The organism is Armatimonadota bacterium, assembly GCA_023511795.1.
Classification (GTDB): Bacteria; Armatimonadota; UBA5829; order DTJY01; family DTJY01; genus JAIMAU01.
Map to the genome: position 1 here is coordinate 413,880 of JAIMAU010000001.1, position 13,887 is coordinate 427,766.

The 13,887-nt window shown below is 45.0% G+C and carries 11 protein-coding genes; 4 read left to right on the plus strand and 7 right to left on the minus strand.

Translation table 11 applies throughout. The features are described from left to right. Positions 1-32: 32 nt before the first annotated feature. The 4 genes from lon to K6T99_01790 all read right to left on the minus strand — a co-directional run bounded on the left by lon (position 33) and on the right by K6T99_01790 (position 5,641). On the minus strand, positions 33-2,432 hold the full coding sequence (lon, locus tag K6T99_01775) for an endopeptidase La (GenBank protein MCL6518537.1): 2,400 nt from the start codon (positions 2,430-2,432) through the stop codon (positions 33-35). 65 nt (positions 2,433-2,497) lie between these two features. Beyond that, positions 2,498-2,980, minus strand: coding sequence for an Hsp20/alpha crystallin family protein (locus K6T99_01780; GenBank protein MCL6518538.1), 483 nt, complete (start codon positions 2,978-2,980; stop codon positions 2,498-2,500). A gap of 55 nt (positions 2,981-3,035) precedes the next feature. Further along, entirely contained in the window at positions 3,036-5,414 is a 2,379-nt protein-coding gene (locus K6T99_01785) for a glycosyl transferase family 36 (GenBank protein MCL6518539.1), read from the minus strand. Then, positions 5,411-5,641 (minus strand): BON domain-containing protein, encoded by a 231-nt coding sequence (locus tag K6T99_01790; protein ID MCL6518540.1) that lies wholly within the window; start codon positions 5,639-5,641, stop codon positions 5,411-5,413. Before K6T99_01790 ends, K6T99_01785 begins: the two co-directional genes overlap by 4 nt. Positions 5,642-6,043: 402 nt before the next feature. On the opposite strand from K6T99_01790, the gene K6T99_01795 reads away from it, so the two are divergent. The 4 genes from K6T99_01795 (at position 6,044) to K6T99_01810 (ending at position 10,483) form a co-directional block, all read left to right on the plus strand. Beyond that, positions 6,044-6,214 (plus strand): 4Fe-4S binding protein, encoded by a 171-nt coding sequence (locus K6T99_01795; GenBank protein MCL6518541.1) that lies wholly within the window; start codon positions 6,044-6,046, stop codon positions 6,212-6,214. Between the two features lie 114 nt (positions 6,215-6,328). Continuing rightward, positions 6,329-7,171: a sugar phosphate isomerase/epimerase gene (locus tag K6T99_01800; GenBank protein ID MCL6518542.1), complete on the plus strand. Its 843-nt coding sequence runs from the start codon at positions 6,329-6,331 to the stop codon at positions 7,169-7,171. 127 nt (positions 7,172-7,298) lie between these two features. Further along, a complete protein-coding gene (locus tag K6T99_01805) occupies positions 7,299-9,641 on the plus strand; it encodes a SpoIIE family protein phosphatase (GenBank protein ID MCL6518543.1) in 2,343 nt (780 codons plus the stop codon). A gap of 374 nt (positions 9,642-10,015) precedes the next feature. Beyond that, the gene (locus K6T99_01810) at positions 10,016-10,483 is read left to right on the plus strand and encodes an ATP-binding protein (protein MCL6518544.1); all 468 of its coding nucleotides are present in this window, start codon (positions 10,016-10,018) and stop codon (positions 10,481-10,483) included. Here K6T99_01810 and K6T99_01815 read toward each other — a convergent pair. From K6T99_01815 to K6T99_01825, 3 genes are all read right to left on the minus strand, one after another. Then, positions 10,441-11,634, minus strand: a complete 1,194-nt coding sequence (locus K6T99_01815) for a hypothetical protein (protein MCL6518545.1) — start codon at positions 11,632-11,634, stop codon at positions 10,441-10,443. The genes K6T99_01810 and K6T99_01815 overlap by 43 nt on opposite strands. Before the next feature lie 32 nt (positions 11,635-11,666). Further along, positions 11,667-12,866, minus strand: coding sequence for a hypothetical protein (locus K6T99_01820; protein MCL6518546.1), 1,200 nt, complete (start codon positions 12,864-12,866; stop codon positions 11,667-11,669). Between the two features lie 275 nt (positions 12,867-13,141). Further along, positions 13,142-13,597 carry a S1 RNA-binding domain-containing protein gene (locus K6T99_01825; protein MCL6518547.1) on the minus strand — a complete coding sequence of 152 codons (456 nt, stop codon included), beginning with the start codon at positions 13,595-13,597 and terminating at the stop codon, positions 13,142-13,144. Positions 13,598-13,887 lie beyond the last annotated feature (290 nt).

The following is a 13,887-nucleotide window of genomic DNA, read 5'->3' on the forward strand; positions in this document are numbered from 1 at the left end:
TTTTCATCATCTTATTGAGCACATAGCCTTCTTTACGGAAGCTTATTGCTCTTTTGTTTTTGGGAATCAAGTGCAATTTTGAATACTTCATCAATGCTCTCAACGAACTCAAAATTCATTTCTTTACGCACGTCCTCGGGGATGTTTTCCTCGACGTCTTTTCGGTTGTCTGCTGGCAGTATCACTGTTTTAATTCCCGCACGGCGTGCTGCTAAAACCTTTTCCTTAATTCCTCCAACGGGCAACACTCTGCCAGTAAGCGTAATCTCGCCCGTCATCGCTACGTCAGGCTTGACAATCCTACCCGTGAGGAGAGATGCCAGCGCAGTTGCTATGGTTATGCCTGCTGATGGACCGTCTTTTGGTATTGCTCCCGCCGGAACGTGCAAGTGAATGTCGCTTTTTGCAAAGAACTCTGGGTCAATATTTAGTTCAGACGCATGAGAGCGAATATAGGAAAGAGCGGCCTGAGCCGATTCCTTCATTACGTCGCCTAACATGCCTGTCATTGTAAGTTCCCTTTGGCCCGGCATTTTGGCAGCCTCAACAAACATTACCTCACCGCCAATCGGCGTCCATGCGAGTGCCGTAGCCACCCCAGGTACCCGCACTCTTTGCAAGACTTCTTCATGTTGGAACCTAGGTGCACCCAGATACTCTACTAGCTTGTCAGGATCAAGGTGGACACTTTCGGTTCTGCCTTCGGCGAATTGTCTAGTTACCTTGCGACATACTGCGGCAATCTCACGTTCGAGATTTCTGACACCAGCCTCGCGCGTATATCCTCTAATTAGAGTATAGATGGCATCATCAGTCCAAATGAGGTTTTCTTCTTTCAAGCCATGCTCTGCCAGTTGTTTTGGAATAAGATGATGCTTGGCAATCATCAACTTTTCTTCTTCGGTATAGCCAGCAATTTCAAGAACCTCCATGCGGTCTTTTAGCGGCGGCAGGATTGGGTCTAGCATATTTGCAGTTGTAATGAACAGCGTACGAGACAAGTCAAATGGAACCTCGATATAGTGGTCACGAAATTCCCTATTCTGTTCTGGGTCAAGCGCCTCAAGGAGAGCTGCAGAGGGGTCACCTCTAAAGTCTGCTCCGACTTTGTCAATTTCATCCATCATAAAGACAGGATTGTTCGATCCTGCGCGCCGGATGCCTTGAATAATTTGTCCTGGCAATGCTCCAATGTATGTTCGGCGGTGTCCGCGTATTTCGGCTTCATCGCGAATGCCGCCCAGCGACATGCGCACGAACTTTCTGCCCAAAGCGCGCGCAATTGACATCCCAAGCGATGTTTTTCCCACACCAGGTGGTCCGACAAAGCATAGAATCGGTTGCCGAACCTCGCCGGACGCCTTGAATTTTCTCACCGAAAGGTATTCGAGAATCCGTTCTTTGATCTTATCGAGGCCATAGTGGTCCTCATCGAGTATCTTTTTAACATGTAGGATGTCTAGATTATCTTCTGTGCTTATGCTCCAAGGCAATGAAATGAGCCAATCTAAATAAGTGCGAGACATTGAATACTCAGGAGCGCCGGGCGGCATTCTTTGAAGACGGTCAAGCTCTCGATTAGCTGCCTTCTCAGCTTCGGGAGGCATTTTTGCCTTTGCTATTTTTTCCTTAAGCTCGTTAATCTCCATTGTGCGCTCGTCTATTTCGCCAAGCTCCTTTTGTATCGCCTTTAGTTGCTCGCGCAAATAGTACTCGCGCTGGGTTTTTGTCATTTCGCTTTGGATTTGCGATTGGATGCGACTACCTATTTCAAGAACTTCTACTTCGCGGGAAAGAATTGCCAAGAGTTTTGAAAGACGTTCGCGAACATCTACTGCCTCAAGGAGTTCTTGCTTTTGGGGAGTTGGGATGGGCAGATTATTGGCTATCGCGTCCGCCAAAAAACCTGGCTTCGTTACAGTATTGGGCAACGCTTGAAGTTCATCAGGAATATTCGGCGATAGAGCGACCACGCGCTGGAAAAGGTTGCCAACATTTCGCCGCAGTGCTTCAATCTCGATTGTTTCCTCAGATGTGTAATCGGTTTTCTCTGGCAGGACCTCAACCTTCGCGCGAAGATAAGGCTCAAGCTGAGTGACTTCTCGGATTCTTATTCGCTGGATGCCCTGCACGATTAAGCGTATGTTATCGGGCAGGCGCATCATTGTATGTATGACAACGGCTGTTCCAACTGGGTATATATCTTCCTGCTTTGGGTGCTCTATTTGGGGATCACGCAGTGTGGCTACAGCAATGATTCGCTCACCACTTGTTACAGCGTCGTCTATTAATTTTATAGAACTTTCTCTTCCCACTGAAAGCGGGCTAACGACGAGCGGGAAGAGGACAGTATCGCGCAGCGGTAGCAAACGAAGCTCCTCTGGAATCGGCATCTTCGTTCGGTCTTCTGCAGAGCTTACAACATTTTCCATTATTTCAGATGATACGTCTTCCATATGCAAATTGCTCCGTAGATTTAATGTCTTTGTAGAAAATGCTAATTGGACTTTTTCTCTTCCTCTGTGTGTCCTTCAATTGGTACTTTGCGCGAAGTTGGTATGTGTTCAAGCTTGGGAAGAGTTACGATTAGAAAACCTTCCTTATATTTAGCGCTAATTCGGTTTCGGTCAATTGAAATACCAGGAGGAAGAGGTATGTCCCGCTCAAAATGCCCAAAATAACATTCTAATTGATAGTAGCGTTCTTTGCGCCTGTTATCTACGTAGGCTTCGGACCTGTTGCCTTGAACGTTGAGAATGCGTCCGTCTGCCGACAAGGTAACGGATAACGATTCTCTTGGCACACCGGCAATCTCAACTCGCACGACCAGCTCGCCTGGTGTTTCATATGTATCGGCTTTTGGAACCCAAAACTCGGGCTCCTCGGCTGGAAGCTCGAGTAGTCGACGCATGGCCTCAGCAGAACAACGCTGCATTTCCAATTCCATTTGTCTGATTAAGTCTTCATAGTCTTTGAACATTTACAGACGTACCTCACTTAAGCTATACTTTAATCTCTTAAGAATTTTGCACGGATTACTTCCCCATCGTCACATAAACGTGGTGCACAGCGCCATCTTGGAACGCTGGAATTAAGTTTGAAGGATACTCTTCCCCATCTACAACTATTTTTTTAACACCTTTATTTACGTGTTCTGGGTTTTCTACGTGTATTTCGTAAATAGCGTTCCTAAAAGTTCGTTTTATTGAATACCTATCCCATGAGCTTGGAATGCATGGATCTATTCTTAGTCCCTCCAATTCTGGTCTAACGCCCATTATCCATTCGAGCGAGACCTTCCACATCCATGCCGCTGTTCCAGTCATCCATGTAAATTCGCCAAGGCCAAAATCTTGCGAGTCTGGGCCGTGGACATACTCAGCGTAAACGTATGGCTCGGCTTTGTAAACATCAGGGTTTTTGCCCCTTATTATAAATGAACTCCTTTTCCAAATGTCGTAGGCTCGGTCTCCTCTTCCCAATATGCATTCTGCCATGACCGCCCATGCCACAGGATGGTTGAAAATCGTTCCATTTTCCTTGGTGCCGGGCGCGAACCGGGTAATTATTCCAATCTTGGGGTTCGGCTCGGAGTATGCCGGAAGGAATAGTACTGGGCCGTATTGGGTTTCAAGATGCTTTTCGACTGCTTGCATGCATGTTAACGCACGTTCGCCTTTGGCGACACCGCTCATCACCGCCCAGCTTTGGGCATTTAAGAAAATTTTGCCTTCAGGATTTTTTGAACTCCCGAAGACTTGACCATCGTCTCGCGTGCCTCGAACATACCATTCACCATCCCACAGATGTTCGTTTACTGCGTCGGCAATTTCATCGGCAGCTTTTTCGTATTTTTCAGCCAATTGTTCCATACCTGCAGCTCGGAGAATCACAGATGATTCTTTCAGCATCCAGACTAAGTGCTCTGAGACCATTGTGCTTTCGCCTCTACCTTGACGACCTACATGGTCGAGGCCATCATTCCAGTCGGCAGCCTCCATCAAAGATATGTGTCGTGGGCTTAGCCTGGATAAACTATAGTCCAATGCATGGATTAGGTGCTGGCGAACAGTCTCTGCTCCGCCGTCATAGTAAGGGGCTAGCTCATCAAGAAATGATAAATCACCAGTTTCTTTTATGTATTCAACAATACCCATCACGAGCCACAGGGGGTCATCGCTGTGTCCGGTTTTTACTCCAATATTTGTAAGCGGGTCCCAATTGTGCAGTGTGCTTCCATCAGGAAACTGGTGCTCAATAATATAAAGAGCTCGCTGGCGCGCCCATTCGGGGTTGTTCGGTAAGACGCCTAGCATATCCTGCCAGCTGTCGCGAAAACCTACTATTGAGGCGCCGCCAATGTAATAGGAATCCATCCTTGACCACCGCGAGGTAATCCAGGACTGATATTTATTCCAGATATTAAAAGAAAGGCAGAAATCAGGGTCGGGTGTTTCACACCAAGTATGTGATATATAACCTTCCCAATATTTTTTAACCTCTTCAAGAGCATGTTCTGCTTCTTCCCACGTATCATATCGTTCTTTTGTAGTAAAGGCATCCTCTTTGCGGGGTGCTACCCCTAAGATTATTAGAAAACGCTTTTCTTCTCCTGGTTGGAGCTCAAAGTTATGTTGAAGAACACCAACAATTTCTCTTCCATTTCCTAGGCTATTTGTGCATTGCCCTTGTTCGACTACTATAGGACGTTCCCAGCCTCGGTAAACCCCTAGAAAGTTTTCCTCTAGGCAATCAAAACCAACGGGCTTGGTGTTTGATGTGAAAAAGGCATATTTATCCCACCGAAGATTTGGATTGCCGGTGCCAATTGGCGCAACGTTCCAGAACCGTGTGGTAACAACGATTGTGTCATTTTCAAAGTATACCTCATTGAAAAGTTGAGCGAAAGACGCCTCAATTAAATTGAACGCATAGTTTGCTAGCGACCACTCGATTGTTGAGAATGACGCAAGTTTCCTAGGTCTGTCGCCAACGTTTTTAACCTTTACCATCCAGATTTCGCAATCGTCGCGCCTTGGGACAAAATATGTAATCTCGCCGGCGATTTCGCTGTACTCCGATTTAAGTCTTGTATATCCTAGGCCATGTCTGGACTCCCAATTTACGTATGGTTTTTGGACCGGCTGCCAATTGATGTTCCAGTATTCCCCAGTCTCCATGTCACGAAGGTATACAAATCGGCCTGGGCAATCGCGGTACACAACAAATGGAGGGTATTCTTTGGTGATTCGATTGTAACCCGAAGTTTCATAAAATGAATACCCGCCGCCTGTTTGTGAGCAAAGGGCACAATACTTTTCGTTTGAAAGATAGTTAATCCAAGGCCGCGGGGTATCTGGTCTGTACATGATATACTCTTTTCCATCAAGCGAGAACTCACCATATTTACTCATCGATCCAACCCCCTTACCAAAAGTTCGTCAACGTTGACATGCCTGACCCCCGGTACTCCGCTAACAATAAACTGCGCGACGTCTCTTTGCTCGAGATTTTCTACATACCCTTTGAGGAAAACATTACCTGCAGAGACACGCACCTCTATTGGTAGTCCGCTTATTCGTTTGTCAGATGCAAGTGCATTCCTAACTCTGTTTGATAAAGCTTCATCTGCGACAGTCATTTTTAAAACCTCTCTTACCTCGGTTATTTTGGGATGTTTGATAGATTATAAAGCAACAATATTGCGTTGAACGAGATCTATGCTTTATGAAGTTTTGCGATTCCTGTATTATATCTTCACAAACACAATATCCGGCTACAAAATGCCTACCCATGGGTGCGATAGTTCTAAACTCAGCAGAAACAAGCACACCTAGCGCTTGATTTGCAGTTATGCACAATCTAGCCTAACAAAATGTTATTTGCATATGCTTCGGGCATCTTAGTGGAAGGTTGATTTGTAATTGGGGCTAGCCAAGACATGAAAAATGCGTTAAAATCTAGGTTGTTGTGTTTTGGAAAGGTTTAAATAAGGCTCATGCCCACAACTCATAGCGATTAAAATAAGAAAGGAGAAACATTAGTGGCTTACAAGATTACTGATGAATGCACCATGTGCGGAACCTGCATTGAGGAATGCCCATTTGAAGCAATTAAAGAGGGTGACCCCAAATACGTAATTGACCCTGATATTTGCACCGACTGTGGCTCATGCCAGGCTGTGTGCCCGACAGGAGCGATTGTAGAAGACTGAGTTTTTAAAAGATTAAAATTGCGTGAACGGCATCCAGGGATGGTTCTGTTGGTGGGTGCCGTTTTTCTTTTTCGGCTTTGGAAAGAATGCGTTGTGCGTCTGAGGAGGCAAGCAATGAAGGTAGCGGTGAATGTTCGAAGTTTTGCCCTGAATTTCTATCGAGGTGAAATGGATCTTGAGAAATTTATATGGAAGGCAAAAGAGTTGGGTGCTGATGCTGTGGAACTTAGTAGCTTTTATTGGCGAGATCGAAACGCAGAAATTGGGAAGGTCAAAGTTGCATTAAAGGAAGCTAAAATGCCTGTATGCACCTGGGCTGTATGGAATAACTTTGTGAATCCAGAACGTGGTAAGCGTGAGGAAGCTCTAAACAGTATCTACAATGGCATTGAAGAAGCAGTGAACCTAAACTGCGGTGTAGTTAGGGTTTTATTGGGTACTGTTGCTGATGGGGTTTTGTTTCAGACTGCTCTTGATTGGATAGTTACCGGGTTGGTGGAAGCAGTTAAATACGCGGCGGTACATGGGGTGGTGCTTGCTATTGAAAACCATGGATTTTTGGTTGGTAAGTCTGAGCAAATCGAAGGGGTAATTAAAACTGTGAGCTCACCTATACTGCGTGCAAATGTTGATACAGGCAATTTTCTTCTTGTAAACCAATATCCTGCAGATGCAATTAGAAGGTTGGCTCCTTGGATTGTCTCTGTGCATTTGAAGGATTACAAAGAGGTTCCTATTGGTTACCAAGGAAATGCTTGCATTGCAGCAGATGGTAGGAAATATATGGGGACAGTACTTGGTGAGGGCGATGCAGATATCCAGGAGTGCTTGAAGGTGTTAAGAGAAACAGGTTACAAAGGCTATCTTAGTATTGAATACGAGGGGGATGAAGATCCTTTCGGTGCTGTTTCAAAAAGCATTTCCTACGTGCGTTCACTCATAGCTGCACCTAGTTAATAGATTGGAAATGAAATAATTGCCGCAATAATAGCTTCCTAGGGGTTAGCCAACTGTAGTTTTTATTTAAGGTAAAAGTGTCATAATAATTTTGGAGATAATTGGTTGCAGATAATAAGGTAGCATTATGCCTTCAACTAACAGAAGGATAAGTTTAAAAATCAGGTTATTAGTTGTACTCCTTGCCGCTGTGATTATCCCTTCGGTAGTGATTGCAGGAATTCTAGTGCGCACGGGTGCCGAAAGAGAGCAACGCCGAATCTTTGCTGAGATGCAGGCGGTTACAGAAGCGGTTTCAGACGACATTAGCGAATTTATGGGCAATGTGCAATCGATCTTGGTAACGGCTAGCCTTTCTCACGCTTACTGGGTTTCTCGACGACAAGCCCTAAGCGATCTCCAAAAGAAATTCCCCTTTTTCGAGCAATTAGCAATCTATGATTTTTCAGGCCATGCCCAAATTATAGTTCGACAAATGGGTACCACTTGGCAACCCCCACAAGTTCTGACGAGACTGGCAATAAAAGAAGCAATGGCGGGGCGAAATTATACTAGTGATGTTCAGTTCGTCATGCCTCACTCCCCTTTAGTTCTTGTTGCTGTGCCAATTGGTCAGCCAGGAGAGCCTCCATCAGAGGTGCTTTTTGGCGTTGTCAGCCTTGAGACCTTGGAAGACATTATAAGCAAGGTTCGCATGGGGCGGGGGGAATATGTTTTCGTTGTCGATAAAAAGGGGCGAGTTATTGCCCATCCCCTAGAACGCATGCACTTAATAGGTGCCGATTTCTCACGTCTTGGCCCCGTGCGACAAGCTCTTCAAGGAAGAACTGATACTGCTCTTGCGCGAGAAGATATTTTTATAGACCCGTCAGGGAGGGAAGTTGCAGGAGTTTTTCGCCGGGTTCCCAATCTTGGTTGGATTGTGGTTGTTCAACTTCCGGTAAGCGAAGCTTTTGGATCTCAGGCTGGAACGTTTGCAATAGCATTGGCTTGGGCATTTTTATTTGCTGTTCTTTTTGGTTTATTTGGGTTGTATTTGGTTCGGCGAGTAACCATCCCTATATCGAAGCTCAAAGAGGGAGCCGAAGCTATAGGCTCCGGAAATCTTTCTTGGCGCATTAATGTTCGAACGCAAGATGAATTAGAAGACCTTGCGGACGCTTTGAATCAGATGGCGGAAAACTTAGAGGTCTCCAGACGCCAACTTGAGGAAGAGCATGATCGAGCTGTTAGGGCCGCAAGAGAAGCCAACATATTGTTTAGGGTATCCCAGTCGTTGGTGTTTTCCATGGGCCTTGAGCACCGGCTGATGGTTGTAGCCAGAAACCTTGCTGATGTGTGTGATGCAAGCAAAGCCGCACTTTGGCTAGTAGAGAATGAATACTTGAAGCCGGCGATATCTCATGGTTTATCTGCCGAAGAAAAAGAGTTTTATGCTAGCTGGAGCTTGCCTCTTTCAACGGCTGATCCAATGGTGAAGGAGGCTGTGGAAAGACGAAAACCAATTGTTATACACGATGCGGCAAATGACCCTCGTGTACCGCCCGAGTTTGCCGCAAAGCTCAAATTGCGGTCGGTGCTTGCGGTTCCCCTCGTATTTCATGAAAATGTGATTGGCTATGGAATAACTTTTACTCAGGATGAATTGCGAAGATTCACACGGCGCCAGGTAAGGCTTGCACAAGCTGTAGCTGCACAAGGTGCGGTAGCAATAGAAAATGCACGCGCTTACGAGCGAGAACGTCGAATATCAGAGACACTTCAGAGGTCCTTCCTGCCTGAGGTGCCAGAGGTAATTGGTAGCTTCCAGTTTGCTGATAGATACGAGGCGGCTTTGGCTGAAGCACAAATCGGCGGGGATTTTTATGACGTAATAGAAATCTCTCCTGATAAGGTAGCTTTGGTTATGGCTGATGTATCAGGTAAAGGGCTGAGCGCAGCAATTCATACGGCTCTGATAAAATATACTGTTCGTGCATATGCGATCGAGGGTCTCGATCCAATAGGCCTTATCACAAGATTAAATAAGGCAGTGTATAAATTTATTGGTGGCCAAGTCTTCATTACTTGCTTCTATGGTGTGCTTGATACAGTCTCTGGCGTGCTTGAATATGTGAATGCTGGTCATGAATTGCCACTTCTCAATAGCAGCCAACGTAGGCTGTGTATGTCGCTGGCTACTACAGGCACAGCGCTTGGGATTGTTGAAAGTTTTCCATTTACTTCAAAGAGCATCAAGTTTGAGCCTGGGGACGTCCTTCTCTTATATACAGATGGCGCAACAGAGGCCCGGCGTAATGGGCAATTCTTGGGCATAGAAGGGCTTGAAGAAATGTTTTGCCAGCTCGCTCATGAAGATGCGCTGTATATCGTAGATCAGCTAGATTTACGCATCCGTGAATATGCAAAAGGCGTTCTCCACGATGACCTAGCGTTGCTTGTTGTAAAGGCAGGGCAAGAGCTGAAATAAAGAACTCTAGGGCTAAAATTTAGTAGGTTTATGCATTTCGCAATTATGTCTAATTTTTGAGCACCAAGGGGAAATCTCTCTGAATTATGTGACTATGTCGTAACAAACTGCATTGAGAAAACTCTTGATTTTCCTAGATTTAACGTGTACTTTTGGCCTTTCTGCATGCCAAATTTATGGCTGAAAAATAACATTTCTGACCCTTCAAATTTCATTGACGCCCTGGTGGCCCCATGGTAAATTTTCTGCTGTACCTATAAACCAATGCCGATTTTAGGATTGCCTAGTGGCGGAATCGGCAATGACAGGCTTGTTTTCCTCACGACAAGATCTTTGCAATTTCTGACAATGCACATGGATGGAGAGTAAAAAGCATGACCACGGAAGTTCAAATAAGAAAAAGCCATCGCTACCTGCCGCAACTGCGCAAAATTGTTGCCTGTCTTGCCGCAAAGCTGGGGATGAGTTGGAAAGATATTGCTGATACTGAGGATGCAGTAAGCGAAATATGCTCAATCTCCATAGACAGAGCAAATGGAAAATGTGAGGAAAACCTTTTTATCAAATTGGTTGTTTATGGCACATGCATGACGGTGGAGGTAACTGACCCTTCCAAAGCTATTGACCCGAAATGTTCTGCCAATGGGTGCCAGAATGAGTATCGGCAGGTATTGGAATGGGATAGGCTTTTGGAGCTTGCAGACAATGTTGAGCTCATCCGTGGGGATGAAGGTACTACCATTAGAATTATCAAATATGCAGATAGACTTAGGAATACTCGACTAGCCGAAGAATCGGCTCATTTATCTGCCGCATCTGAGACCGCCAATTTGCATGCTTGAACGAAGGGTTTGAGCAATTTCCTCACGATGGTACGGGCATTCTCGTGGTTGGCTATAAACCTTGCAATAGGCGGGCTTATTTTGTAATACGCGGCTATGATAGTTCTTCCTGGTGAATTCGTGAGGAGATAATCATCCCTAAACTTTCGGAGTATTACCACTTCTTTTGCCATTGGTGTTCCATATGCAGCCGTGGCAATAAAGCATTGTGGAGCGCCGAAATCCGTCTTTCGAAAGTCTATTTGCTCAATTACCCATCTATTACGCGTCTTGGTAAGATAATAGGCCAAATAGGCGGTGCGTGTTCGATGATCAGGACCAACAAAGACGTGCTTTGCCCTTGCAATTGCTTCATCCCCATGAAATTCAACGGTGGTGAACCTGAACTCAGTTGTGTCTATTTGGTCTAAAGCTTCGGCAGTAAGCTTAAATATTTGGCGTGGGGTAAGAGCATGAGAGTACCTACCTTTATAGTAAATGCTTATTTCTCCATAGGTGTCAACATGCCACATTAAGAACTCGGGGTCTTTTTCCCGCCAAGTTGCCTGAATATCTACAAGTGCTTCCTCAAGTGACCCTGGGGGTGGTTCCCTATATTCGTAAGTTTGTTGCCAGGGTTTATGCTTTCGCTCCCGATAATCATGGGTTATTACAATCGCACCGATGTCATAGTAAGGGTAAAACCTATAACAGTGCTCATCATAAGGATAGAAAAAGTCATCGTGAAAATGTCGGCGGAATTCGTAAAGAGGGTCGCGCTGCTTGCTTCGTTTTTGAATTTGACTGCCAAGATCGCGCGTTGCAGGTCCCCTCTGGGCTGGTGAAGGATAGGGGATGCCTCTGCGTTCCTCATTTCTACGATAAAGCTCGTCATTTGATTGTTCAGAGGGTCTTGATTCATCCCTTCGTTCGGACTTCTTTTCCACTGGCGGAGGGAGAGGCGGAGAAGGCTTGGGACTTTCTGACGATTCGGTTTTGTTTTCCTTTTCCTCACTTGAAGTTTCAGACGAATCAGTATTTGGCTTAGTCTTGGTAACACCTTTGGCAACTGCAGGTTTGCTGAAGGGCGGCACGTTAATATAAACAGCGGTCATGACAAATGCTGTTAGGAGAACCGCGCAGAAAAACCTTATGGAGAGTTTTGCTCCCATTTTTCAAACTCTCCTCTTGTGTTTTATCACCATTACCATGGGTACGAAGTTGAACATCCGACCTCTGTTATATACCAATTGCTTCCAAATCGTTCAAGCGTGTAAGAAACGTATACGGTTTTCACAAAACCACTATCTTCATCGACGTAAATATGAGTTCCAAATGCAACAACACAATCGGAAGAACGTTTGTGAATCCTGTCAAACATAAAACTGCGCGTTCTTATGTTTCTCATAGCGTCACGCGTCATATCGTAATAATCTTCGGCGTCGATGGAATAAGCGTATTTGCCGTTCAAATATACCGCAATGCGTGAATTGAACCTAAGGTAGTCTCTTATAAGGTATTCATCGCCTCTTTCCCACGCTCGCTGTATGCGAGTTAGGGTTTCCCGCAATCTGCGGCCGTAGGCGTCACAAAGATAGTAGTCATCGTTCCAGTTGATAGCGATTGGGATTTGAACGCAGATGTGTCGGTTTGCAAACGTTGGGATAAATACGATGCGTGGCCCAAAGATATATGGTGGAAGAGCTCCATAGTAGAAGTATATTGACGGCCAGCAGTAATCTTTTCTATAGGTATAACAGTAATTTGGGTAAAAGAAGTGCCGAGTTGAATAAGAAATAATGTAGGGGTTATAATCGCCTCGTTTGTATTTGTGCGTTTCCGTGCGCTCGTTTTTTCTCTCCCAGTCAGGTGACGTGTCCCGTTTTTCAGTGCGACCGGACCAGATTTTTCCTATGCTCGAATACTCTTTTCTTGTTGAGCCGTTAGAGGATTTGTTTGAATTAAAATTAACACTTTGCTTATCGCGTTGTGTGGTTGAGCTTCGCGATTCCCACCGACCATTGATGCTTAGGGGCGACCAACCACTGCCTTTTGATGTTGGTGGGGAAGACTTTTTGAGTACAGGGTTTCCGGGCGAAAAGGGCTTTGTTGAAGATAAGTTTAAGGATGTTCCACCCCAGGATGCAGTGCCCCTGTATGATGGGCTCAACCTGCTGTTTTCGGATCTATTACTATTCCAACCAGTACTAATACTAGACCTATTAATAGTAGGCCGTGGGATATTCGCACGAGAATTCGCCGAGCCCCAAAAATTAAGACTTGATTTTTCGGTCTTGGTTACTCCTTTTGCATAGGAAGCATTTTCCATTGCAAGTGCCAGGAATGCGAAGATGAATACTGCAAGAATGGTAATTACGAGGAGCTGTCTAGCTTTTATGACCATTTCGGTCACCCCTTTCATGGGAGAACGTTTGTTTGCTTTGACGAATAGGGCAGATTTTTAGTTTCTTTTTAATATAATTGACGTAAGTCTATAACCAAAAGTTTCATAACTATCTCGAAATCGAAGCGGGATTTCAAACATATGTTCTGGAAATAATCAGACGAACTTCTCAGGTAAGTTTGCTAGTCTAAAAGAAGAACCCATCTTTTAGAGAAGCAATTAAATTATTAATTGAAACCATCTGCTCAGGAGTCCACTGATGATATCAGTGGAAATCAACGCCTTCTATTATTGCCACGCTTGCTTTCTATATTGCGTTTCAACTGAAGCAGCCGTTCTTCACTTTCTTTAACAAAACGTGATAGCCTTTCCTCGAAACTTTGGGCTACTGCTGTTGTTTCTAGTTCGCTCTCTGGTTCAGGGCCGAGATTGATTTCTTCGGTAGGGCGCTCAATGGATTTTTCGCGCTCGCGAGGTTCCGGAGGTTCCTGAGGAGGCTGCTCAACTTGCTTGGTTGAGAGTTCATAGCGCCCTTTGCTGTTGACGCTCAAGACCCTTACTCTAACTCGGTCGTGCTCTTTGAAATAATCCTTGACATCCCTGACAAACGTATCTGCAATCTCGGAAATGTGGATTAAGCCGGTCTTTCCACCTTGCATCCTGACGATAGCACCATACTCAGTTACCTTTACAACTACTCCGTCGACGGTGCTTCCGATTTCTATAGCCATTAGACCTTTGCGCGTTCCTCCTTACGTTTTCCACCTTGATAAAAAACCGTAGGTGGAGATTCTGCAATTATTGACTCTTAAATTGTTTAGCACATGACCATAGCACGTTGGTGCGTGATTGCTTGCACAGCGTGCGCTATGTATCGGCACTCAGTATATCGGGGCGAATTTTCTTTGTCAACAGGTATTTTTACCTGTAACCTATTAATTTTTAATATGGACATCTTGAAAAAATGAAACCTATTAATGTTAGCAAAAGCTTTTTTGTTATAATGTCGGTCGGATAGCAA

Excerpts from the sequence above, each read along its gene's own strand:
- lon (MCL6518537.1), bottom strand. The coding sequence starts at position 2,432 with ATGGAAAATGTTGTAAGCTCTGCAGAAGACCGAACGAAGATGCCGATT.
- K6T99_01780 (MCL6518538.1), bottom strand. The coding sequence starts at position 2,980 with ATGTTCAAAGACTATGAAGACTTAATCAGACAAATGGAATTGGAAATG.
- K6T99_01785 (MCL6518539.1), bottom strand. The coding sequence starts at position 5,414 with ATGAGTAAATATGGTGAGTTCTCGCTTGATGGAAAAGAGTATATCATG.
- K6T99_01790 (MCL6518540.1), bottom strand. The coding sequence starts at position 5,641 with ATGACTGTCGCAGATGAAGCTTTATCAAACAGAGTTAGGAATGCACTT.
- K6T99_01800 (MCL6518542.1), top strand. The coding sequence starts at position 6,329 with ATGAAGGTAGCGGTGAATGTTCGAAGTTTTGCCCTGAATTTCTATCGA.
- K6T99_01805 (MCL6518543.1), top strand. The coding sequence starts at position 7,299 with ATGCCTTCAACTAACAGAAGGATAAGTTTAAAAATCAGGTTATTAGTT.
- K6T99_01810 (MCL6518544.1), top strand. The coding sequence starts at position 10,016 with ATGACCACGGAAGTTCAAATAAGAAAAAGCCATCGCTACCTGCCGCAA.
- K6T99_01815 (MCL6518545.1), bottom strand. The coding sequence starts at position 11,634 with ATGGGAGCAAAACTCTCCATAAGGTTTTTCTGCGCGGTTCTCCTAACA.
- K6T99_01820 (MCL6518546.1), bottom strand. The coding sequence starts at position 12,866 with ATGGTCATAAAAGCTAGACAGCTCCTCGTAATTACCATTCTTGCAGTA.
- K6T99_01825 (MCL6518547.1), bottom strand. The coding sequence starts at position 13,597 with ATGGCTATAGAAATCGGAAGCACCGTCGACGGAGTAGTTGTAAAGGTA.